The organism is Novosphingobium mississippiense, from assembly GCF_044029535.1.
GTDB lineage: Bacteria > Pseudomonadota > Alphaproteobacteria > Sphingomonadales > Sphingomonadaceae > Novosphingobium.
Genome location: NZ_CP147001.1, coordinates 3,177,689 through 3,198,088 on the forward strand (window position 1 = coordinate 3,177,689; position 20,400 = coordinate 3,198,088).

Sequence of the window (20,400 nt, forward strand, 5' to 3'; positions counted from 1 at the left end):
GGCCGGAACCCGATCGATGGATCTGGCCACATCCTGCATTCTTCTTGAGAGGTAAATCGCATGCTTATCGTTGACATCCTTGCCGCCGCTGGCGAAGCCGCGCCGCAGAACAAGTTCGGTTTCGTTGAAGCCCTTCAGGCCGGTGGTTTCATTTCGTACGCCACCGTGATCATCATGGGCATCATGTCGTTCGGCTCGTTCTACATCCTGTTCACCAAGTGGTTCGAACAGGCCAAGATCATGCGCCAGTTCGGTGCCGTCCGCACCCAGTTCTGGAAGGCTCCGACCCTTCGTGAAGGCGCTGCCAAGCTCGAAAAGAACAGCGCATGGCGCCAGCTCGTCGACGACGGCATCGCCGCCGAAGACCAGCACTCGAAGATGACAGACTCGCTTGAAGCCCACGACTGGATGCACGCTTCGCTCGCGCGTTCGGAAGCTTCGATCAACTCGCGCCTGGCTTCGGGCCTGCCGTTCCTCGCCACCGTCGGTGCAACCGCTCCGTTCATCGGTCTGTTCGGTACCGTCGTCGGCATCTACCGCGCCCTGATCGCCATCGGCATCGCCGGTTCGGCCTCGATCGACAAGGTTGCCGGCCCCGTCGGTGAATCGCTGATCATGACCGCGCTCGGCCTGATCGTCGCCGTTCCCGCCGTTCTCGCCTACAACTACCTCCAGAGCCGCAACAAGCGCATCGCCGAACTGCTGACCGGCTTCTCGAGCGACCTGCTGGCCAACATCAACTCGAAGGGCGCCGTCAAGCCCGCCGTTGCTGCTGCTCCGGTGAAGCCCGCCGCTGCTCCGGCCAAGCCGGCTGCTGCTCCGGCCAAGCCGTAAGCTGCACGGAATGCGTCGCCGCTGGGCGCCGACGCTTTCCACCGGGGACCAAAGGCGGCGCAGCGTACATGCAGCTCCGTCGCCTCCCCAGGGCAACGCAAGGATTAGGATAAGACTATGGCGATATCCACGGGCGGAGGCGGTGCCGAAAAACCGATGTCCGACATCAACACGACGCCGCTCGTCGACGTCATGTTGGTGCTTCTGATCATCTTCCTGATCGCGGTCCCGGTCGCGATCCAGACGATCGAAAAGCTGAAGATCCCGGTCATCAAGTCGGAAGAATCGAAGGACAAGGTCGAAAACCTCCTCCTCTCGGTCACGACCACCGACGATTCGGGTCGCAGCGCAGGTGAACCCGGCTACCAGGGCGCTTCGCGCAACGGTGAATGCCGCGTCTACTTCAACAACATCACGCCGGTGACCTCGAAGGAACTGTACGACCAGGCCTTCAAGCGTCTTGATGCAATCGTGAAGCGTGCAGGCGGTCCGGAAGCCCTTCGGGACAATCCGGATCTGGTTCCGCAGGTTCACATCCGCGGTGACGTGAACGCCCCTTGGCGTTGCGTGGCCGGCGCGATCTACAACGTCCAGATTGCGGGCTACCCGACGGTTGGATTCATTTCCAACCCGGTTGACCCCAACGGCTGACGGTCGAGAAGGAGTAACATTCCATGGCAATGTCAGGCGGCAAGGACGATGGCGCGCCGATGATGGAAATGAACACGACGCCGTTGATCGACGTCATGCTCGTTCTCCTCATCATGTTCATCATCACCATCCCGGTTGCGACCAACTCGATCGACATCGATCTGCCGGTTGCAACCCCTCCGACGAACACGCCGCCGCCGGTGGACCCGATCAAGAACAAGATCGTGCTCACCACGGATGCGAAGATCCTCTGGAACGGCAATCAGGTCGACCAGAACACCCTGCAGAACCTGCTGGCGCAGTCGCTGACCTACAAGGTCGAGCCCGAACTGCAGTACCAGCCGGAGGCGCAGGCCAGCTACGAGCTGTCGGCTCAGGTTCTGCAGCTCATCAAGGCTGCGAACGTGACCAAGTTCGGCTTCGTCGGCAACGAGCAGTTCCGCGACTTCGGCAAGTAAGCCGGACAACGGATCGGTCCTTCGGGATCAGGAAAGGGGCGGAGAGATCCGCCCCTTTTTCTTTGCCCTTCGCAGATGCCCGTGCCGCCTTGGCGGCTTCGCGCATTCGGGTTACATTTCATGCCAGTGCGGAAAAAGATCCCTGAAGAGAGGACTTGCCCATGACCACTGGAGAGGCCGTTTCCCGCGAAGCCCCGATCAGCGCGATCAACACCACGCCCCTGATCGACGTCATGCTGGTGCTGCTGATCATGTTCGTGATCACCATCCCGGTCGCCACGCAATCGATCCAGGTCGATCTGCCTGCCGGCATGACCGAACATACCGTGCAGCCGCTGCAAAACACGATCACGCTGGGCGTCGACGGCACGATCCGCTGGAACGGCCATGCCGTGGACAAGGGTGAACTCGCCAAGCTGCTCTACGGCACCACACACCTGCGGGCCGAACCCGAACTGCGTTTCCGCCCCGATGCGGACGCCGCCTATGCCCGCACCGCCGAAGTGCTGCAGACGATCAAGGCCTCCGGCGTGACCAACTTCGGCTTCGTCGACAACGAACGCTTCCGGACGTTCGACCGCTAACCCGGCTATTCCACTCCGCCATCCGATAGCCCATCGTCCCCATGCAATGGGCCGATGGCGGGGTGGGACGCCGATGCGCAGAAACCCTCTCAGTCCTCGCCGGGCGGATCCACCCGCATCGCCAGCGAGGCAAGGCTTTCCGCCTCCACCAGCAGATCCTCGTCCGCCGAGCCCGACGGCAGCGATTCGCGGCCGATCATCGAAAGGGCCGGCACCGACAGCGGGCTGATTCGCTCCAACTGGACATGGTCCACCTCCCGCGCCGCCCGATCCAGCACGTCCGCCACGCGGGCCACGTCGGTCATCCGCGCGCGCGCATCGGCCCAGGCGGCCTCGATCAGCAGGTGATCGGGCTCGTACTTGCGCAGGACATCATAGATCAGGTCGGTGGAGAACGTGACCTGCCGGCCGGACTTGCGCGTTCCCGGCTGCTGGCGCTCCACCAGTCCGGAGATCACCGCCACCTCGCGAAAGGCCCGGCGCAGGAGATAGGACTGCTGCACCCAGTCGACGAATTCGTGCGTCAGGATATCCGGGGAAAGCAGCGCCGCCGGATCCTCCACCGGCTTCAGGCCCCAGACCACCAGTGCATAGTCGGTGGCGACGAAGCCCAGCGGCCCCAGCCCGCGATCCTCCATGCGCCGGGTGATCAGCATCCCCAGCGACTGGTTCGCGGGCCAGCCCTCGAACGTGTAGTAGGTCGTATAGGCCGCGCCGTGATGCGGAAAGCTTTCCACCAGCAACCGCCCCGGCGCGGGCAGGTGCGAGCGCCAGTCCTGCACTTCCAGCCATTCGCGCACATCGTCGGGAAAGCGCGCCCAGCCCGCCCGGTCGCACAGCATGCCCCGAACCCGCTCGGCCAGATGCGTGGAGATCGGCATGCGCTGGCCCATGTAGCTGGGGATCGTGGCCGATCGCTTCGCCGCGCGCACGATCAGCTCCAGCTCGCGCAGCGCCTCCACTTCCAGATCCATCCCGGCGAAGCGGAAGGTGTCTCCCGGCTTCAGGCTGGCGCCGAAACCTTCCTCCACTTTGCCCAGCGACCGGCCATTGCGGAAGCGGACCTCCAGCATTTCGGCATCGACGATGATACCCGCATTCAGCCGGTGCCGCGCCGCGTGTTCGGGGTGGGTGAGCCGCCACTGCCAGCCGCCTTCCCCATCCTTCTCCCGCACGATGCGGCGGAAGCGGTCGTAGGAGCGCAGCGCGTAGCCGCCGGTCGCCACGAAATCGAGCACGCGGGCGAAGATCGCCTCGTCCACCCAGGCATAGGCGGCGGAGGAGCGCACTTCGGCCAGCACGGCATCCTCGCGGAACGGGCCCGCGCAGGCGGTGCCCATCACGTGCTGGGCCAGCACGTCCAGCCCGCCGGGCCGGAACGCTTCACCATCGCGCTGCCCTTCACGCACGGCTTCCTGCGCGGCGAAGGCTTCCAGAAATTCGAAGCGATTGCCGGGCACCAGCATCGCCTTGCTCGGCTGGTCCAGCCGGTGATTGGCGCGCCCGATGCGCTGGAGCAGGCGCGAGGATCCCTTGGGCGCCCCCATCTGCACCACCAGATCGATGTCGCCCCAGTCGACACCTAAGTCGAGGCTGGCGGTACATACGAGGGCCCGAAGCCGCCCTTCCGCCATCGCCCCCTCCACCTTGCGCCGCGCCTCCTTGGAGAGTGAGCCGTGGTGGATGCCGATCGGCAGATTATCCTCGTTCGCGTCCCAGAGTTCCTGAAAGATGTACTCAGCCAGGAAGCGGGTGTTGGTGAAAACCAGCGTGGTGCGATGCGCCTTGATCTGGCCGATCAGTTGCGGGATCGCCCATGTCGCCGCATGGCCGCTCCAGGGGATGCGCTCCTCCTGCGGCAGCAGGATGGAGACTTCGGGTTCCGCCCCCGGTTCGCCTGCCACCAGTTCGACCGCGTCGATCTCACCCCACGGCGCCAGCCAGCCGCGAAAGGCATCGGGGTCGGCCAGCGTCGCCGAGAGCCCGGCGCGCTGCAACTCGGGGCTGAGTGCCTGCAGCCGTGCCAGCGAGAGTGCCAGCAGGTCGCCGCGCTTGCCGGTGGCGAAGGCGTGGATTTCATCGATCACCACACGCTTCAGGCCGGCGAACAGCGTGGGCGCCTCAGGGTAGGTCAGCAGGAGCGAGAGCGATTCGGGTGTCGTCAGCAAGACATGCGGCGGGCGGGCGCGCTGGCGCGCCTTGCGGTCCGACGGGGTATCGCCGCTGCGCGTCTCGATCCGAATCGGCAGCCCCATCTCCTCGACCGGGGTGAGCAGGTTGCGCTGCACGTCGTGCGCCAGCGCCTTCAGCGGCGAGACGTAGAGCGTGTGCAACCCCTCCGGCACATCGTCGCCCGCCAGGCGTGAGGGGCAGAAATCCGCGAGCGTCGGCAGGAAGCCCGCCAGCGTCTTGCCCGCGCCGGTATCGGCCACCAGCAGCGCGTGCTTGCCGCGATCCGCCGCCGCCAGCATCTCTGCCTGATGGCGACGGACCCGCCAGCCCCGCCCGGCGAACCAGCCGGCGATCTCCGCGGGAACCTGTGAGTCCGTCTTTCGGGGTCTGCGCGCCGCCATGGCAGATAGGTGGAGAGAAAAGCCTTCTGCTGCAAGAACGTCCGGCTTGCGCTTCACCCCGCGGCCGGTCACCATGACAGGCTCAGCCACCGGTGCGAGGCCTATGCCGATCGATCTCGAGCTGTCCGACCTTGCCAGACTGGCCGTCAGCCTTGCGCTGGGTTTGCTGGTGGGCATCCAGCGCGGGTGGGCCCAGCGCGATCGCCCGTCCGGCACGCGGTTCGCCGGCATCCGCACGTTCGCGCTGATCGGGCTGGGCGGCGGCATTTCCGGCATGCTGTTTCGCGGCGCGCCCGGCCCGGCCACCGTGCTGCTGGCGGTGATCGCCCTGCTGGTGCTGATCGGCTATGTGCGCGACAGCCGCCTGAACGAGACGGCCAGCGGCACCAGCGGGCTGGTGGCACTGCTGACGATCGCCAGCGGATTCCTGGTCGGCGTGGGGGAACGGGTGACCGGCACCGCCATCGCCGTGATCATGGTGCTGCTGCTGGCGCTGCGCGAACAGCTTCACGGCTGGATCGACAAGCTGAGCCAGCGCGAGGTGCTGTCGATCGCCCGCTATGCGCTGATTGCGCTGGTGATCCTGCCGCTGCTGCCGGACCAGGCATTCGGCCCCTACGGTGCCTGGAACCCGCGCAAGCTGTGGCTGGTGGTGGTGCTGGTATCGGGCTTTTCCTTCGCCGGCTATTTCGCCACCCGCGTGCTGGGGGCCAAGCGCGGGATCATCGCCACCGCCGCCGCCGGGTCGCTGGTGTCCTCCACCGCCGTCACCGCTTCGCTGGCGAGCCGGATGAAGCTGGGCGAGGAACCGCGCCCGGTGTTTCCCGCCGCGATCGCCTTCGCATCGGTGATCATGTTCCTGCGCGTCTTCGTGCTGGTCGCGCTGCTGGCGCCGATCGCCCTGCCCACGCTGGCGCGGTTGATTGCCCCCGGACTGGTGGTGGGGATCATCGCCGCCGCATGGTACTTGCGCCGCAGCCGCGCCGCGCCTGTCCCCAATCCCGGCCACGAACTGGCGATGCGCAATCCGTTCGACATCGGACCGGCGCTGATGCTGGCCGGGCTGGTGATGGTGCTGACGGTCGCCTCGCTATGGGTACTGCGCAATTTCGGCGAGCGTGGGCTGGCGGTGGTGCTGGCAGTTTCCGGCACGGTGGACGTCGATTCGGCGATCATCACCATGGGCGGGCTGGCCGGGCAATCGCTCGACGCGCGGACCGCCGGGGTGGTGTTGGCTATCCCGGTTGCGCTCAACACCTTGTTCAAGGCCGGTGTGACGGTCAGCCTTGCGGGCTGGCAGCAGGGCAAGAGCGCGGCCTTGCCGCTGGTCGCCAGCGCGGCCGCCGTGGGTGTGGCGATCCTGGCGCTGCCTTAGGCCCGGCGCGACAGCCCCGATGCCGCGAGTTGAGCGTCGATCGCATCCAGCAACCGCTGGAGCCCTTCCTCCGTCTCGCTCTCCGCCCGGGCGGTCAGCATCGCCTGCGTGTTCGAGACGCGCAGTAGCCACCAGCCATCGGGCGTGGTGACGCGCACCCCGTCGACCGCCACGACGTCGGCCCCGGCGCCGACAAGGCGCATGCGCACTTCCTCCACCGCCGCAAACTTGCGGTCTTCGGCAACCGCAAAACGCAGTTCGGGTGTGGAGATCAGCGGCGGCATGGCATCGTGCAGTTCAGCCACGCTGCGGCCCAGCCGCAGGCTGGCGGCGATCAGGCGCAGGGCCGCGTAGAAGGCATCGTCAAAGCCGTGATAATCGTCGGCGAAGAACATGTGGCCGGTCATTTCACCCGCCAGCAGCGCGCCGGTTTCCTTCATTCTGGACTTGATCAGCGCGTGCCCGGTCTTCCACATGTCCGGCACGCCGCCCATCCGTGCGACACCTTCGAACAGCGCGCGGGATGCCTTCACATCAGCGATCACTTGCGCCCCCGGATTCCGGCGCAGCAGATCCTCGGCATAGATCAGCAGCAACTGGTCCCCCGCCAATGCGCGGCCGTGGCTGTCGATCACCCCGATCCGATCGGCATCCCCATCGAAAGCGACACCGAAATCGAGGTTCTTCGCCGCGACGAGCGCGCGAAGGTCTGCAAGATTGGCATCCTCGCTCGGATCGGGATGGTGGTTCGGGAAAGCCCCATCCACTTCAGTAAAGAGAAGATGATGGTCCCCAGGCAGCCGGGAAGTCAGCAGCTCCAGAACCGGACCGGCAGCGCCGTTGCCGGCATCCCAGCCGATCCGCAAGTTGGCCAGCTCCTCGCCCGGCAGCCCGTCGAGGGCCGGCAGCAGCCCCTCGACATAGGCAGCGATGACGCTGCGATCCTCGACGACGCCACCGGCAGAACGGGCATCGTCATCCCATTCCCCCGCCGCCGCCAGTTCGCCCATCCGCTGGATCGCCGCCCCGTAAAAGGGCCGACCCGCCATTACCATCTTGAAGCCATTCTGATCGGCGGGATTGTGGCTGCCAGTTATCTGAATGCCGCCCTGCACGTCTTCGGCTGATATCTCCGCGAAATAGAGCATCGGGCTACTGGACAGGCCGATCCGCACCACGTCGACGCCGCTGGCCGTGAGGCCATCCACCAGCGCCGCCTCCAGCACCGGGGAACTGACGCGGCCATCGCGGCCGACCACCACCCTGCGCCCACCGTCGCGGCGCAGCAGCGTGCCGAACGCGCGGCCAATGGCATGGGCATCGTCCGCGTTCAGGTTTTTGCCGAAAGTGCCGCGAATGTCGTATTCGCGCAGGATCGTGGGATCGAACCGATGCGCCCGCATCAGCCCTGCGTGCCGCCGTCCAGCGTTTCCAGCAGCAGATCGCGTGCGGCATTGGCCTCGTGGATCTTCTCGCTCGATCCACCGCGATCGGGATGGACCTGGATCACCCGGCGCCGATGCGCCTCCATGATCGCCTCGCGGCTGGCCCCCTCTGGCACACCCAGTACGGCGCGGGCCTGGGTCTGGGCGTGGATCTGGGCGAAGCTGGATGCCTTGGGCTCACGCGATCCGGCCAGATAGCGGCGCCAGTTCCGCCACGGCCATTGCCCGGTAGCCAGTTTCCACGCGATGCAGCCCAGCGCAATCAACCAGATCAGCTTCATCGCCGGGGTTTCAACCTTCGTCCGAGAGTTCGAACTGCGGTTCGCGCCGTTCGGGCATCGGCAGGTTCAGGCCCGCCACCAGCCCGCGCAGTTCCTGCCGCGCGACAAGGTGGCTGGTGCCCAGCTCGCCCAGGTGCCCCTTGTCCAGCAAGGTCAGGCCGGAAGGGAACAGTTCACGGAAGATGACGCGTTCGGACAGGCCGGGCGAAATGCGGAAGCCCACGCGCTTCGACAGTTCCTTCAGCGCGCCTTCCAGGCGGCGCATGTTTTTCGCCTCAACGTGCTGGACGCGGTTGCGCACCACCACCCAGTCGAGTTCACGGCGCCCTTCGTTGATGGTCTTGAGGCCGCGTTTCTTGCGGGTTTCCCACATGAGTTCGGCGTAGAAAGACAGCTTCTTCACGCGGAAGGTTTCATTCTCCACCTGGCCGATCAGGTCGAAGTCGACGAAGCTGTCGTTCAGCGGCGTCACCAGCGTATCGGCGGTGGCGGCCACGTGGCGGGCGAACTGATCGTCGCGGCCGGGGGTGTCGAACACCAGGAAGTCGTAACCCTCGGCGATCTGTTCGGCCAGTTCGTCCAGCTCGTTGATATCGTCGCCATCGTAGACCGCGAAGCGGGCGCCGGGCAGCGCGATCTCGCGCTGGCGCTCCGTCTCCATGCGGTTTTCCAGATAGCGGTACAGCGTGCGCTGGCGCGGATCGAGGTCGATCGCGGCCACCTTGGCGCCCTGATAGGCCAGCGCGATGGCGACGTGGACGGCTGTGGTGGACTTGCCGGTGCCGCCCTTTTCATTGGCGAAAACGATGCGATGCGCTGTCACGGACCCTAGCTTTCCCTGTTACCGCCGGCCCTGCCCGGCAGGCGAATTCTCAACCGCTTCTTGCCGCCCGGGGCGCGCCGGCGCTAAGGGCTGGCGCGAGGACCGGTCAAGTCCATTCTAACGGAGCAGCCACCCCCAATGCAAACCGTCCACAGCCTTGATCCACTGCGCAGTGCCATCCAGACCCTGCGGCAGACCGGGACTGTCGCCCTTGTCCCCACCATGGGCGCACTTCATGAAGGTCACCTGACACTGGTGCGCGAAGCGCGGAAACGGGCGGATCACGTGGTCGTCTCGATCTTCGTGAACCCCCTGCAATTCGGCGTGAACGAGGATCTGGACGCCTATCCGCGCCAGCTTGAACGCGATTGCAACTTGCTGGAGCCCGAAGGCGTGGCGCTGGTCTGGGCCCCCACGGTGGACGCGATGTATCCGCAGGGCTTTGCCACCAATATTGCGGTCACCGGCGTGTCGGACGGTCTGTGCGGCGCCTCGCGCCCCGGCCATTTCGATGGCGTTGCCACCGTCGTCTGCAAGCTGTTCCACCAGGTGCTGCCCGATGTGGCGCTGTTCGGGGAGAAGGACTGGCAGCAATTGGCCGTGATCCGCCGCATGGCGCGCGACCTTGACCTGACCCGCCCCCATGTCGACGCGATCATCGGCGTGGACACGGTGCGAGAGGAGGACGGCGTCGCCCGATCCTCGCGCAATGCCTATCTGACGGCGGAACAGCGCGCGGCGGCAGTTACCCTGCCCACCGCGATGAAGGCCGCGATCGCCGCGATCGAGGGCGGTGCGCCGGTTGCGGAGGCCTTGGGCGATCTGGAAAAGGCGCTGCTGGCCGGCGGCTTCGCGTCGATCGACTATGCCGAACTGCGCGATGCCGAAAGCCTTGTCCCGCTCGACGCGCGTTCGGACCGGCCGATGCGCCTGCTGGTGGCCGCGCGGATCGGCAAGGCCCGCCTGATCGACAACATGGCGGTTGTCCCGCGCTGAGGCATTTTCTTACGCGCAAAACTGTCAATAAGGATTGAATCTGACAGAAATAGTCATTTGTTTGCAAACGATTCAACCCTAAGGTCCCCCGCGCAATGGGCAAGCCGCGCCGGGTCGCCGCGCGGCGAAACAGAGGGATCAGCATCATGAAGACGTTCGCATGCGCGCTCGCCGCGCTGGCCGTTGTGGCAGGCGCTCCTTCCGCGTTCGCGGAAGACAAGTCCTCCGGCCGCAAGCTGCAGGACAAGGGCACGCAGCAGATTCCGGTCTGCCGCAAGAACCTGGGCACCGTGGCCATCATCGAGCCGGACAACCAGTGGTGGCGCGAACTCAGCCTGGGCAGCCCGGAAGCGATCCTGCGCGTCTTCGTGCAGCAGTCACACTGCTTCACGCTCGTCAACCGGGGCCGCTCGCTGCAGAACAGCGCCATGGAGCGCGCACTGGCCGAACAGGGTGAACTGCAGCGCGGCTCCAATATCGGCAAGGGCCAGATCAAGGCGGCGGACTACTTCCTGCAGCCGGACATCGTTTCCACCAACAACAACTCCGGCGGCGGCGGCCTGGGTGCCGTGCTGGGCGGCGTGGGCGGCATGTTCGGCAACGGCATCGGCCGCATCGCCGGCGGCTTGAACGTCAAGAAGGGCGAGGCGAACGTCACGCTCTCCGTCGTCAATTCGCGCACCACCGTGGAAGAGGCGCTGACCGAGGGCTATGCCCGCAAGTCGGACGTCAGCTTCGGCGGTTCGGGCAGCGGCTTCTTCGGCGGCACCTTCGGCGGGGCCGGCGGCGGCGGTTACCAGAACACGCAGATCGGTCAGATCATCGTGCTCGCCTACCTCGATGCCTATACCAAGCTGGTCTCCCAGCTGGGCGGCCTGCCCGAGGATCCCTCGGCAGCGGCGCCGATGGCGACTTCGGGCTCGCACTGACAAGGCGGGCAGGTGCCGCAGGCGATGCTCTAACAGGCATTGTCAGCGGATATCCTGTCGGCCAATGCCTAGTCTGGACGGGGGCCTTTCACCGGGCTCCCGCCAGAATGGGGCACCTGCATGACGGAAACGACACGAAGCGCTGGCGGCGAGGGCCGCGGACGGGCATGAACGCGCTGCGCATTCTCTATATCGAGGACGACGCCCGCGCCGCCGCGCAAGTGGCGGAACTCGCCGACGGCGCCGATCTCGCGCTCACCTGGGCCGCGAACGGGCAGGACGGCCTGATGCGCGCCGGCGTCGAACGCTACGACGTGATCATCCTTGATCGCATGCTGCCCGATCTTGACGGGCTGACCATCCTGGAACGCCTGCGCGAATCCGGCGTGGGCACCCCCGTGCTGATGCTGTCCGCGCTGGGCCGCACATCGGACCGGGCCGAGGGGCTGGACGGCGGCGCCGACGACTATCTGGCCAAGCCGTTCGAGGCCGAGGAACTGCTCGCCCGCCTGCGCGCGCTGCACCGCCGCGCTTCCGGACGGGAACACAGCGCGGTGATCCTCTACGGCGCCTTCGAATGCCACGTGAAGGCGCGCACTGCCTTTCGCGACAACCGCCACCTTGCGCTCAGCCCCAAGGAATTCGAGCTTTTCCGCTATTTCATGGAAAACGCCGGCGAAGTGCTGACGCGCGAGATGCTGCTGCGCGACGTGTGGAAGATGAATTTCGATCCCCAGACCAACGTGGTGGACGTCAATATCGGCCGCCTGCGCCGTAAGCTGGAGGATGGGTTCGACAGCCCGGCGCTGGAGACCATCTGGGGTTCCGGCTACCGCCTGCTCGACGGCGCCCACTGACCGCGATGGCGCGGCTGGTAGACATTCGCCGATCGATCTTCGCGCAGATCGTGCTCTGGGCGATCGCGATCGCCGCGATCATCACCGGCTGCCTCTGGCTGCTGACCGATACGACGATCCGCAGTACCAGCCGCACCGCGCTGGAACGCGCGGTCGAGGTCGATCTTGCCGGCATGGTCGATATCTACGCCAGCGGCGGGCGCGACGAACTGGCCCGCCGCATACAGGACCGTCTGGCGCTGCAACCGCGCGACGGCCATACCGCGCACTACATGCTGGCCGACAAGGCGAACCATCGCATTGCCGGCAATTTCGATACCTGGCCCGGCCTTCATGCCGCCACGTCCGAAAGTGCCGACATCATCTCGCCCGACGGGGTCCGCGCCCATGGCCGCGCCATGCAGCTGAGCCCGGACCTGAAGCTGGTGGTGGCGCACGAGGATCGCGACATCGGCCCGCTGCGCCGTCAGGTCGCCTTCGTCTACGGGGCCGGCGGGCTGCTGGCGGTGATGGCAGTGGCACTGGCGGGCTGGCTGGCGGTGTTTCGGCTCGGCACCCGGATCGAGCGGATCAATGCGGCCTTCCGCCATCCCGACAACCAGGCACTGGCCCGCCTGGAAAAGGGCTCGCACGATCGGGACGAGATCGACGAACTGACCCGCCATTCCGCCGATGCGCTGGCCCGCCTGCGCCGGCTGGCCGGGGCCCAGCGCGAAACCACCGACCAGCTTGCGCACGAGATGCGCACGCCGCTGATGCATCTCGACAACCGGCTGGTGAAAGCGCTTTCGGCAACGCCCGATGCCGAGACCGCCGCCCGCATCGCCGATGCGCGGCAGGAGATCCGCCGCATCGTGCGGATGCTGGAATCGCTGCTCGACATTGCCGCCAGCCAGGCGCGGCGCGGCGATCGCCACGGCCTTTGCCCCGTGGACCTCAGCGCACTCGCCGATCGGCTGGGCGAACTCTATGCCGACAGTGCCGAGGAATCGGGCCACACCCTGAAGCTGGACATCGCCCCCGGCGTGGTGGTGGAGGGGGAGGAAATGCAGCTGACCCGGCTGATCACCAACCTGCTGGACAATGCGTTCAAGTTCGTGCCGGCCGGCGGCACCGTGGAACTGCGGCTGAAGCCCGGCCCCTGCCTTACCGTCTGCGACGACGGCCCCGGCGTGCCGGAAGCCGAGCGGGAGCGGGTATTCGACAAGTTCGCACGGGGCAGCGAGCCCGGATCGCAGGACGGCGCCGGTCTGGGGCTGGCCTTGTGCCGGGCGATCGCGGAGCGGCACCAGCTTGAGATCGCCCTGCTGCCCTCCGCGCGCGGCGCCTGCTTCATGGTCGCCCCGCAAGCCGGGCGGCGCGCCACCACGGATCGCCTGCACGGTTGAACTTGGCCGATGACGCCGCCGCATTTTCCGGCTAGGCCCCTTCGCGTGGGCACACTTCGGCACTTCTTTCGGGCCCGTCCCGAACTGGCGGCTCTGCTGCTGGCGCTGGCGCTGTGCCTCAAGGCCGTGGTCCCCGCCGGATACATGCCCACCACGCAAGGCAGCACGCTGACGGTGGAGCTGTGCTCCGGCTCTACACCCGGCGGTAAAGTGACGATCGCCCTGCCGACGCGCGACGGCCATGCCAACGAAAACGCCAGCAAGACGATGGACCATCCCTGCGCCTTCTCGTCGCACGCGGCCGCAGCCATCGACACGGTACTGCCGGCCCTTCTGGCCATCGCGCTGGCCTTCGTCTTCGTGGCCGCAATCCTGCGCGAGCCATTGGCCCTGCGCGCAATCCGCGCGCAAATCCGCCCACCCTTGCGCGGACCACCCGCCCAAGCCTGATCCCCGCCATCGCCGCGCGCCTGCGTGCGGCCCTTCCGGCTTGAGTGCACGCGGACGCCCAAGGCGCGCGTGCCGATCAGGTGACGTTCGATGATCCGTATTCTGCTCGCGCTTGGCGCGGCTCCGCTTGCCCTGTTTCCACCAGCCGCTTTTGCCGATGATCCCGCAGAAGCCCCTTCACCGGATTCCATTCTGGTCGTCGGCCAGCGAGATGCGCCGATCAGCCTCGACGCGCGCGGGCTTTCCGTCAGCCTGGGCGACGAACAGTTCCAGGGCGTGAATGCCCAGAACGTCGAGGATCTGATCAAGTACGCGCCCGATTTCTTCGTGCGCAAACGCTTCGCCGGCGATTCCAACGGCGTGCCCGGCTTTCGCGGCACCCATTCGACCCAGAGCGCGCGTACGCTGGTGATGGTGGACGGGTTCACCGTGTCCAACTTCCTGGGCAACTCGTTCGCCTACGCGCCCAAGTGGGGCGTGGTCGGCCCGGGCGAGGTGGAACAGTTCGACGTCGTCTACGGCCCTTATTCGGCGCGCTATGCGGGCAATTCGATGGGCGGCGTGGTCAATATCGTGACCCGCTCCCCCGAACGGACCGAGGCGTTCGCCACCGTGCAGGGCCTCGTTCAGCCATACGACCAGTACGGCACGCATGACACCTATTGGGGTTGGTCCGGCGAGGCGGGCATGGGCTTTCGGCAGAAGGACGGCCCATGGTCGCTGCGCCTGTCCGGCCGCCACCTGCGCAACACCGGCCAACCGATGATGTTCTATGGGTTGACGCCATCGGCCAGCACGGCGGCGACAACGCCGGTTACGGGCGCCGTGGTCGATCCCAAACAGCACATGACCGGTGCGCCCGGAACCGCCACCAACCCGATCTTCGCGGCGCAGAGCCCCGCCGAAATCACGCAGGATCAGGCCAAGCTGCGCCTTGGCTATGACGGCGCCTCCGGTGTCACCGGCGAACTGCTGCTGGCCTATTGGCACAACCTCGACAGCCAGACCGCGCCGGACTGCTACTTGCGCGACGCCACGGGCAACATCGTGTGCGAGGGGCTCGTCTCGATCGACGGACAGAAATACGCCGCCAGCGGCGCCAACTGGTCCCGCACCATCCGCGACGAACTGCTGGCGGGGGCCAAAGTCTCGGCCCCGGTTTCGGATGTGCTGACGCTGGACCTCAATCTCTCGACCTACCAGATCCTGCGGTCGGACGGGTTCACCTCGAAAGGCTACACCGCAGGAGAATCCAATGGCGCGGGCACGCTGGCGCGGCAGGGGCCGACGTACTGGTACACCGGCGATCTGGCGCTCACCGCCGATCTGCGCGGGGCCACATTGGCAGGCGGCCTCAGCGGCAACCTCTACAAGACCGATCAGATCAACTACACACTGGCGAACTGGCGCAAGGCTGCCGGCAAGGCGTTCTCAACCGAAACTTTCGGCAAGACCCGCAACCTGGCCGCCTGGGCCGAACTGCGCGTGCCGATCCAGACCGTGACGCTGACATTGGGCTCGCGATTCGAGGATTGGCGCGCCTTCGACGGCGGGCTGGGGCGGCTCGATACCAATGGCCAGCCGGTGTTCAACCGCTACGCCAGCCGCCACGCCACCGGCTTCCAGCCCAAGGCCGCCGCCGAATGGGCGATCGATCCCGATACCCGGCTTCAGTTCAGCCTTGCCAAGGCCACTCGCTTCCCGACAGTGGGCGAGCTGTTCCAGGGCAGCCTGAACGGCGACGGCAGCTTCAATCCGGACAGTTTCGATCCCGCCCTGAAGCCCGAACGCTCGACCGACGCCAACCTGCTGCTGGCGCACCAGTTCGGCAACGTGAAGCTGACCGGATCGGTGTTCTGGCAGCGGGTGAAGAACACGATCTTCAGCTTTACCGGCTTCAACCAGAACGGCGTGACCACCTCCAGCTTCAAGAACATCGACCTGACCCGCCAATACGGGATCGAACTGATCGCCGAGGCCAGAGAGGTGCTGCCCGGCCTGGACGTGGACGCCAACGCCGCGTGGATCGATTCGGTCACCCTGCGCAACGATGCCGCGCCTGCGGCCGAGGGCGTGCAGTTCCCGCGCATTCCGCGCTGGCGGCTGAACGGCAACCTGCGTTACCGGGTGATCGAGCCGGTCCTGCTCTCGATCGGCGTGCGCTATGCCAGCCGCCCGAACACCGACCTGTTCGGCCTGCAGCGCGGTGACACCTACGGCTATACCTCCGAACTGTTCGCACTCGACGCCAAAGTCAGCTGGGACGTGACCGAGCAACTGCGCCTCAGCGCCGGCGTCGACAACCTGACCAACGACCGGGCCTGGGTCTACCACCCCTACCCGCAGCGCAGCTTCCTTGTCGAAGCGGGATGGAAGATGTGATGGGAACCGAAATCCCGGCCGAAATGCGTAAGGAACGCTGGTATCGCGCGGTCTGGCGCTGGCACTTCTATGCCGGGCTGTTCTGCGTGCCGTTCGTGCTGTGGCTCTCCGTCACCGGCGGGCTCTACCTGTTCAAGCCGCAGATCGAGCAGGCGCTCTACGCCCCCTATCGCAATGTCGTGAGCGGGCCCGGCCCGCGCCTCTCGCCAGACCGGATCGCCGCGCAGGCGGTGGCGGCGGTGCCGGGATCGATGCTGCACAAGTACGTCCTGCCGCGTTCCCCCGCAGACGCGGTGGAAGTGCTGGTGGGCAAAGGCGCGGGCGAGATGCGCGTCTGGGTCCACCCGCAGACCGGCGCGGTGCTCTACAAGGTGCCGGAGGAAAGCCGGTTCATGCGCGTGGTGTTCCGCCTGCACGGCGAACTGCTCTCGGGCAACTATGGCTCCGCACTGGTCGAGACGGCGGCATGCTGGACCGTGGTGATGCTGCTGACCGGCCTATTCCTCTGGTGGCCGCGCGGCGCTAGCGGGCTGGCAGGCGTGCTCTACCCCCGCCTGCTCCGGGGGAAGACGCTGTTCTGGCGCGACATCCATGCCGTCACCGGCCTGTGGATTTCGCTGGGCGCACTGTTCCTGATCGCCACCGGCCTGCCTTGGGCCAATGCCTGGGGCGACTATTTCCGGCAGGTGCGCACGGTGACCGGCACGGCGGCAGGGCAGCAGGACTGGTCCGCCGGTTCCTCCGCCGAGGCGCACCAGCGTATGGCGGCGGACGCGGGAATGCGCGCGATGATGTCCGAACATGCCGAACATCACGGCATGACCATGCGCCACTTGCCCGCCAACCCCGCCGCGCTGGATGCCGTGGTGGGCCGGGCAGGAGGGCTCGGTTTCGCGCATCCGGTCGAAGTCAGCCCGCCCACCGCGCCGGACGGCCCATGGCAGGTGCGCAGCCAAGCGGAGAACCGCCCGATGCGCGATAGTGCCGAAGTCGCCGAGGACGGCACGCTGATCGGGATCGAGCGCTATTCCCAACGCCACTGGATCGACCGCGCGGTGGGCTACGGCGTCGCCATCCACGAAGGCGAATGGCGCGGGCTGGCGAACCAGCTGGTCAATCTGGCGGTGCTGCTGGGGCTGGTCACGCTCTGCCTGTCCAGCGTGGTGCTGTGGTGGCGGCGCAAGCCGGAGGCGATGCTAGGCGCCCCGGCGACATTCGCGCCGTTGCGTCACAGCTGGGCGCTGGTCTTGCTCGTGCTGCTGATGGCCCTGCTGATGCCGTTGTTCGGTCTCTCGCTGGGCCTTGTCGTGCTGGCGGAATGGAGCCTCAAGCGCCTTGTGCCCCGGCTCGGCCAGTGGATGGGCTGGCGCACGGCATAAGAAAACGGCGGCGCTCCGGGTGGGAGCGCCGCCGCTGTCGTGACGTCGATCATGACGTCAATCGAGGACCGTCTTCTCTTCGGACGGATCGGTGTGGAACTCATGCCACACGCCGTTGATGATGCCGAAGCCGACCGCCAGGCCAACGCCGAGGATCCAGGAAAAATACCACATAGTCGGCTCCTCAATAGAAGTCTGGGTTCATGCCCACTTCGTGCTGGGTCACCCGGCCGAACATCACCTTGTAGGCCCAGGCCGTGTAGAGCAGCACGATCGGCAGCAGGATCACCGTCACCAAGAGCATGATGAACAGCGTCGTGTGGCTGGACGATGCGTTCCACGCCAGCAGGCTGGAGCGGGCATCGATCGAGCTGGGCAGGATGAAGGGGAACATCGACAGGCCGACCGAGGCGATGATGCCCAGGTTCGCCATCGACGATCCGGCGAAGACCAGCACATCCTTGCGCCCGCGAATGCCGAACAGTGCAACCAGCGGCCCGGCCAGCCCCAGCACCGGCGCCAGGATCATCCACGGATGCGCGCCGTAATTGGCCAGCCACGCCCCGGCGACATGCGCGCTTTCGGCAAGGCGGGGGTTGGATGCCCCCTGCGGATCGACGGTGCCGACCAGCGCATAGCCGATATCGCCCTTCGCCAGCCACAGCCCGCCCACGGCGTAGAGCACGAGGGCGACCAGCGCCGCCACCTGACCATAGCGCTGCGCACGGTCGCGCGCCGGTCCGTCTTCCAGCTTCAGCGTCAACCAGCCGGCGCCGTGCAGCACCAGCATCGCCACCGACACCAGCCCACAGAGCAGCGCGAAGGGGCTGAACAGGCCAAGCAGCGTGCCTTCGTAGAAGCTGCGCAAGTCGCTATCCAACCGGAAGGGCACGCCCTGCAACACGTTGCCGATCGCCACGCCGAACACCAGCGAAGGCACGAAGCCGCCGACGAACAGCGCCCAGTCCCAGCGCGAACGCCAGGCCGGATCGGGCCTCTTCGAACGGTACTTGAAGCCGACCGGGCGCAGGATGAAGGCGGACAGCACCAGGAACATCGCGATGTAGAAGCCGGAGAAGCTGACCGCGTAGACGAAGGGCCAGGCGGCGAAGATCGCGCCGCCGCCCAGGATGAACCACACCTGGTTGCCTTCCCAGGTGGGGCCGATGGCGTTGATCACCATGCGGCGTTCCGCATCGGTGCGCCCCACGAAGGGCAGCAGCGCGGCCGAGCCGAGGTCGAAACCGTCGGTCAGGGCGAAGCCGATGAGCAGCACGCCCATCAGCGTCCACCAGATCACCCGCATCGTTTCATAGTCGAAGGGAATGGACATCGTTGCCTCCTTCTTACTCGGCCGGGATCGCGGTGAAGGTGGTGGCGGGCGCACGCTCGGGCGCGGGCTCGCCATCATAGCCTTCGTAGACCTCGGGCCCCTTGCGGATCGTCGCCAGCATCAGCTTGACCTCGATCACCGCCATGATCCCGTAGAGCGCGGTAAAGCCGAAGATGGTGGACCAGATCTGGGTCACCGTCAGGCTGGATGCGCCCAGGAACGTGGGCAGCACACCGTCCACCGCCCAGGGCTGACGGCCCAGTTCGGCGACCAGCCAGCCGATCTCGATCGCGATCCACGGCAGCGGCATCACCAGCACCGCCGTGCGCAGGAACCACTTGCGGTCGAACCGGCGACGGACGGAGAAAGCAAAGGCGGTCGCGAAGAAGGCGATGAAGAAGAAGCCCAGCCCCGCCATCACGCGGAACAACCAGAACAGCGCCGGCACATTGGGCACCGTGGTCCATGCCGCCTTCAGGATCGTGGCGTCGTCCGCCATGCGCGGATCGGCCACGAAGCGCTTCAGCAGCAGGGCATAGCCAAGGTCGTCCTTGTTCCGCTCCCACGCCTCACGCGCGGCAAGGTCGGTGGGATTGACCTTCAGCTTCTCCACCGCGTCATAGGCCAGCACGCCATTGCGGATGCGATGGTCCGCGCGCTCCACCAGCGGAATGATGCCGGTGACTTCGCCCGAAAGACTGCGCGTCGCGATCAGGCCCAGAACATAGGGAATCTTGATCTCGTGCGTCGTCTCATGCGCGCTGTTGGACGGCAGGCCGAACAGGTCGAGCCCGGCGGGCGCCTGCTCGGTCTCCCACATGGCCTCCATGGCGGCCATCTTCATCTTCTGGTTGTCCGAAATCGCGTAACCGCTCTCGTCCCCCAGCACGACGACCGAAAGTGAGGAGGCAAGGCCGAAGGCTGCCGCCACGGTAAAGCTGCGCTTCGCCAGTTCCAGATGACGCCCGCGCAGCAGATAGAAGCACGAGACGCCCAGCACGAAGAGGCTGGCGCAGACGTACCCCGCGCTGACGGTGTGCACGAACTTCGCCTGCGCGACCGGATTGAAAATCACGTCCTTGAAGTTCGATACTTCCATGCGCATCGTTTCGGGATTGAACACCGCCCCGGTCGGATGCTGCATCCAGCCGTTGGCGACGAGAATCCAAAGCGCCGAAAGGTTGGAGCCGATGGCCACCATGATGGTCGTCAACAAGTGGCCGCGCTTGGAAAGCCGGTCCCAGCCGAAGAACATCAGGCCCACGAAGGTCGCCTCCAGGAAGAAGGCCATCAGGCCCTCGATCGCCAGCGGCGCGCCGAAAATGTCGCCCACGTAGTGCGAGTAATAGGCCCAGTTCATGCCGAACTCGAACTCCATGGTGAGGCCGGTGGCCACGCCAAGGACGAAGTTGATGCCGAAAAGCTTGCCCCAGAACCGCGTCACGTCCCGCCAGATGGGACGATCGGTTATCACATAGACACTTTCCATAATTACGAGAATGAAGGAAAGGCCGAGTGTCAGGGGAACGAAGAGAAAATGGTACAGCGCCGTAAGGGCGAACTGCAACCGGGAGAGTTCAACCACTGCCATATCGATCATGTCGAATCCTGCCTTTTGAGCACTCTGGCGAGACAGATTGGGTTGCCTCGAACAGGTTGGTT

At 66.1% G+C, this 20,400-nt stretch carries 19 protein-coding genes; 12 read left to right on the forward strand and 7 right to left on the reverse strand.

Annotation, left to right across the window (positions count from 1 at the left end):
* Positions 1 to 60: 60 nt before the first annotated feature.
* The 4 genes from WBP06_RS14980 to WBP06_RS14995 all read left to right on the forward strand — a co-directional run bounded on the left by WBP06_RS14980 (position 61) and on the right by WBP06_RS14995 (position 2,527).
* The gene (locus WBP06_RS14980) at positions 61 to 834 is read left to right on the forward strand and encodes a MotA/TolQ/ExbB proton channel family protein (RefSeq protein ID WP_395329377.1); all 774 of its coding nucleotides are present in this window, start codon (positions 61 to 63) and stop codon (positions 832 to 834) included.
* Positions 835 to 951: 117 nt separating this feature from the next.
* Positions 952 to 1,485, forward strand: coding sequence for an ExbD/TolR family protein (locus tag WBP06_RS14985; RefSeq protein WP_395329379.1), 534 nt, complete (start codon positions 952 to 954; stop codon positions 1,483 to 1,485).
* Between the two features lie 23 nt (positions 1,486 to 1,508).
* Positions 1,509 to 1,943: an ExbD/TolR family protein gene (locus tag WBP06_RS14990; RefSeq protein WP_395329381.1), complete on the forward strand. Its 435-nt coding sequence runs from the start codon at positions 1,509 to 1,511 to the stop codon at positions 1,941 to 1,943.
* Positions 1,944 to 2,104: 161 nt separating this feature from the next.
* On the forward strand, positions 2,105 to 2,527 hold the full coding sequence (locus tag WBP06_RS14995; protein ID WP_395329383.1) for an ExbD/TolR family protein: 423 nt from the start codon (positions 2,105 to 2,107) through the stop codon (positions 2,525 to 2,527).
* A gap of 89 nt (positions 2,528 to 2,616) precedes the next feature.
* Here WBP06_RS14995 and WBP06_RS15000 read toward each other — a convergent pair whose 3' ends face one another.
* A complete protein-coding gene (locus WBP06_RS15000) occupies positions 2,617 to 5,100 on the reverse strand; it encodes a ligase-associated DNA damage response DEXH box helicase (protein WP_395334188.1) in 2,484 nt (827 codons plus the stop codon).
* A 103-nt stretch (positions 5,101 to 5,203) separates the two neighbouring features.
* Here WBP06_RS15000 and WBP06_RS15005 point away from each other — a divergent pair, with 103 nt between their 5' ends.
* Positions 5,204 to 6,475 carry an MgtC/SapB family protein gene (locus WBP06_RS15005; protein WP_395329385.1) on the forward strand — a complete coding sequence of 424 codons (1,272 nt, stop codon included), beginning with the start codon at positions 5,204 to 5,206 and terminating at the stop codon, positions 6,473 to 6,475.
* Here WBP06_RS15005 and pgmG read toward each other — a convergent pair.
* From pgmG to WBP06_RS15020, 3 genes are read right to left on the reverse strand one after another with little or no spacing between them, the layout of a single operon-like run.
* A complete protein-coding gene (gene pgmG, locus WBP06_RS15010; RefSeq protein ID WP_395329387.1) occupies positions 6,472 to 7,878 on the reverse strand; it encodes a phosphoglucomutase/phosphomannomutase PgmG in 1,407 nt (468 codons plus the stop codon). The genes WBP06_RS15005 and pgmG overlap by 4 nt on opposite strands.
* Positions 7,878 to 8,201 (reverse strand): J domain-containing protein, encoded by a 324-nt coding sequence (locus WBP06_RS15015; protein WP_395329389.1) that lies wholly within the window; start codon positions 8,199 to 8,201, stop codon positions 7,878 to 7,880. Before WBP06_RS15015 ends, pgmG begins: the two co-directional genes overlap by 1 nt.
* 10 nt (positions 8,202 to 8,211) lie before the next feature.
* Positions 8,212 to 9,024: a division plane positioning ATPase MipZ gene (locus WBP06_RS15020; protein ID WP_395329391.1), complete on the reverse strand. Its 813-nt coding sequence runs from the start codon at positions 9,022 to 9,024 to the stop codon at positions 8,212 to 8,214.
* Between the two features lie 138 nt (positions 9,025 to 9,162).
* Here WBP06_RS15020 and panC point away from each other — a divergent pair, with 138 nt between their 5' ends.
* From panC to WBP06_RS15055, 7 genes are all read left to right on the forward strand, one after another.
* Entirely contained in the window at positions 9,163 to 10,020 is an 858-nt protein-coding gene (gene panC / locus WBP06_RS15025; RefSeq protein ID WP_395329393.1) for a pantoate--beta-alanine ligase, read from the forward strand.
* A 146-nt stretch (positions 10,021 to 10,166) separates the two neighbouring features.
* Positions 10,167 to 10,949, forward strand: coding sequence for a CsgG/HfaB family protein (locus WBP06_RS15030; RefSeq protein WP_395329395.1), 783 nt, complete (start codon positions 10,167 to 10,169; stop codon positions 10,947 to 10,949).
* Between the two features lie 167 nt (positions 10,950 to 11,116).
* Entirely contained in the window at positions 11,117 to 11,806 is a 690-nt protein-coding gene (locus WBP06_RS15035; RefSeq protein ID WP_395329397.1) for a response regulator transcription factor, read from the forward strand.
* Positions 11,807 to 11,811: 5 nt separating this feature from the next.
* A complete protein-coding gene (locus WBP06_RS15040; protein ID WP_395329399.1) occupies positions 11,812 to 13,194 on the forward strand; it encodes a sensor histidine kinase in 1,383 nt (460 codons plus the stop codon).
* A gap of 45 nt (positions 13,195 to 13,239) precedes the next feature.
* On the forward strand, positions 13,240 to 13,644 hold the full coding sequence (locus tag WBP06_RS15045) for a hypothetical protein (protein WP_395329401.1): 405 nt from the start codon (positions 13,240 to 13,242) through the stop codon (positions 13,642 to 13,644).
* Positions 13,645 to 13,734: 90 nt separating this feature from the next.
* Positions 13,735 to 16,026: a TonB-dependent receptor gene (locus WBP06_RS15050; protein ID WP_395329403.1), complete on the forward strand. Its 2,292-nt coding sequence runs from the start codon at positions 13,735 to 13,737 to the stop codon at positions 16,024 to 16,026.
* A complete protein-coding gene (locus WBP06_RS15055; protein ID WP_395329405.1) occupies positions 16,026 to 17,405 on the forward strand; it encodes a PepSY-associated TM helix domain-containing protein in 1,380 nt (459 codons plus the stop codon). Before WBP06_RS15050 ends, WBP06_RS15055 begins: the two co-directional genes overlap by 1 nt.
* Positions 17,406 to 17,462: 57 nt before the next feature.
* On the opposite strand, the gene cydX is transcribed toward WBP06_RS15055, so the two are convergent.
* Genes cydX through WBP06_RS15070 form a run of 3 tightly spaced genes read right to left on the reverse strand, consistent with a single transcriptional unit; the run spans position 17,463 to position 20,335 of the window.
* Entirely contained in the window at positions 17,463 to 17,579 is a 117-nt protein-coding gene (cydX, locus tag WBP06_RS15060; RefSeq protein ID WP_395329407.1) for a cytochrome bd-I oxidase subunit CydX, read from the reverse strand.
* A 10-nt stretch (positions 17,580 to 17,589) separates the two neighbouring features.
* Positions 17,590 to 18,738 carry a cytochrome d ubiquinol oxidase subunit II gene (cydB, locus tag WBP06_RS15065; protein WP_395329409.1) on the reverse strand — a complete coding sequence of 383 codons (1,149 nt, stop codon included), beginning with the start codon at positions 18,736 to 18,738 and terminating at the stop codon, positions 17,590 to 17,592.
* 13 nt (positions 18,739 to 18,751) lie between these two features.
* Positions 18,752 to 20,335: a cytochrome ubiquinol oxidase subunit I gene (locus WBP06_RS15070; protein ID WP_395334190.1), complete on the reverse strand. Its 1,584-nt coding sequence runs from the start codon at positions 20,333 to 20,335 to the stop codon at positions 18,752 to 18,754.
* Positions 20,336 to 20,400: the final 65 nt, after the last annotated feature.

Bases quoted from the DNA above. Each gene is read 5' to 3' on its own strand.
- WBP06_RS15005 (WP_395329385.1), top strand. From the start codon at position 5,204: ATGCCGATCGATCTCGAGCTGTCCGACCTTGCCAGACTGGCCGTCAGC.
- WBP06_RS14990 (WP_395329381.1), top strand. From the start codon at position 1,509: ATGGCAATGTCAGGCGGCAAGGACGATGGCGCGCCGATGATGGAAATG.
- WBP06_RS15000 (WP_395334188.1), bottom strand. From the start codon at position 5,100: ATGGCGGCGCGCAGACCCCGAAAGACGGACTCACAGGTTCCCGCGGAG.
- WBP06_RS14980 (WP_395329377.1), top strand. From the start codon at position 61: ATGCTTATCGTTGACATCCTTGCCGCCGCTGGCGAAGCCGCGCCGCAG.
- WBP06_RS15040 (WP_395329399.1), top strand. From the start codon at position 11,812: ATGGCGCGGCTGGTAGACATTCGCCGATCGATCTTCGCGCAGATCGTG.
- WBP06_RS14985 (WP_395329379.1), top strand. From the start codon at position 952: ATGGCGATATCCACGGGCGGAGGCGGTGCCGAAAAACCGATGTCCGAC.
- WBP06_RS15030 (WP_395329395.1), top strand. From the start codon at position 10,167: ATGAAGACGTTCGCATGCGCGCTCGCCGCGCTGGCCGTTGTGGCAGGC.
- WBP06_RS15055 (WP_395329405.1), top strand. From the start codon at position 16,026: ATGGGAACCGAAATCCCGGCCGAAATGCGTAAGGAACGCTGGTATCGC.
- WBP06_RS14995 (WP_395329383.1), top strand. From the start codon at position 2,105: ATGACCACTGGAGAGGCCGTTTCCCGCGAAGCCCCGATCAGCGCGATC.
- WBP06_RS15035 (WP_395329397.1), top strand. From the start codon at position 11,117: ATGAACGCGCTGCGCATTCTCTATATCGAGGACGACGCCCGCGCCGCC.
- cydX (WP_395329407.1), bottom strand. From the start codon at position 17,579: ATGTGGTATTTTTCCTGGATCCTCGGCGTTGGCCTGGCGGTCGGCTTC.
- pgmG (WP_395329387.1), bottom strand. From the start codon at position 7,878: ATGCGGGCGCATCGGTTCGATCCCACGATCCTGCGCGAATACGACATT.
- WBP06_RS15015 (WP_395329389.1), bottom strand. From the start codon at position 8,201: ATGAAGCTGATCTGGTTGATTGCGCTGGGCTGCATCGCGTGGAAACTG.
- panC (WP_395329393.1), top strand. From the start codon at position 9,163: ATGCAAACCGTCCACAGCCTTGATCCACTGCGCAGTGCCATCCAGACC.
- WBP06_RS15050 (WP_395329403.1), top strand. From the start codon at position 13,735: ATGATCCGTATTCTGCTCGCGCTTGGCGCGGCTCCGCTTGCCCTGTTT.
- cydB (WP_395329409.1), bottom strand. From the start codon at position 18,738: ATGTCCATTCCCTTCGACTATGAAACGATGCGGGTGATCTGGTGGACG.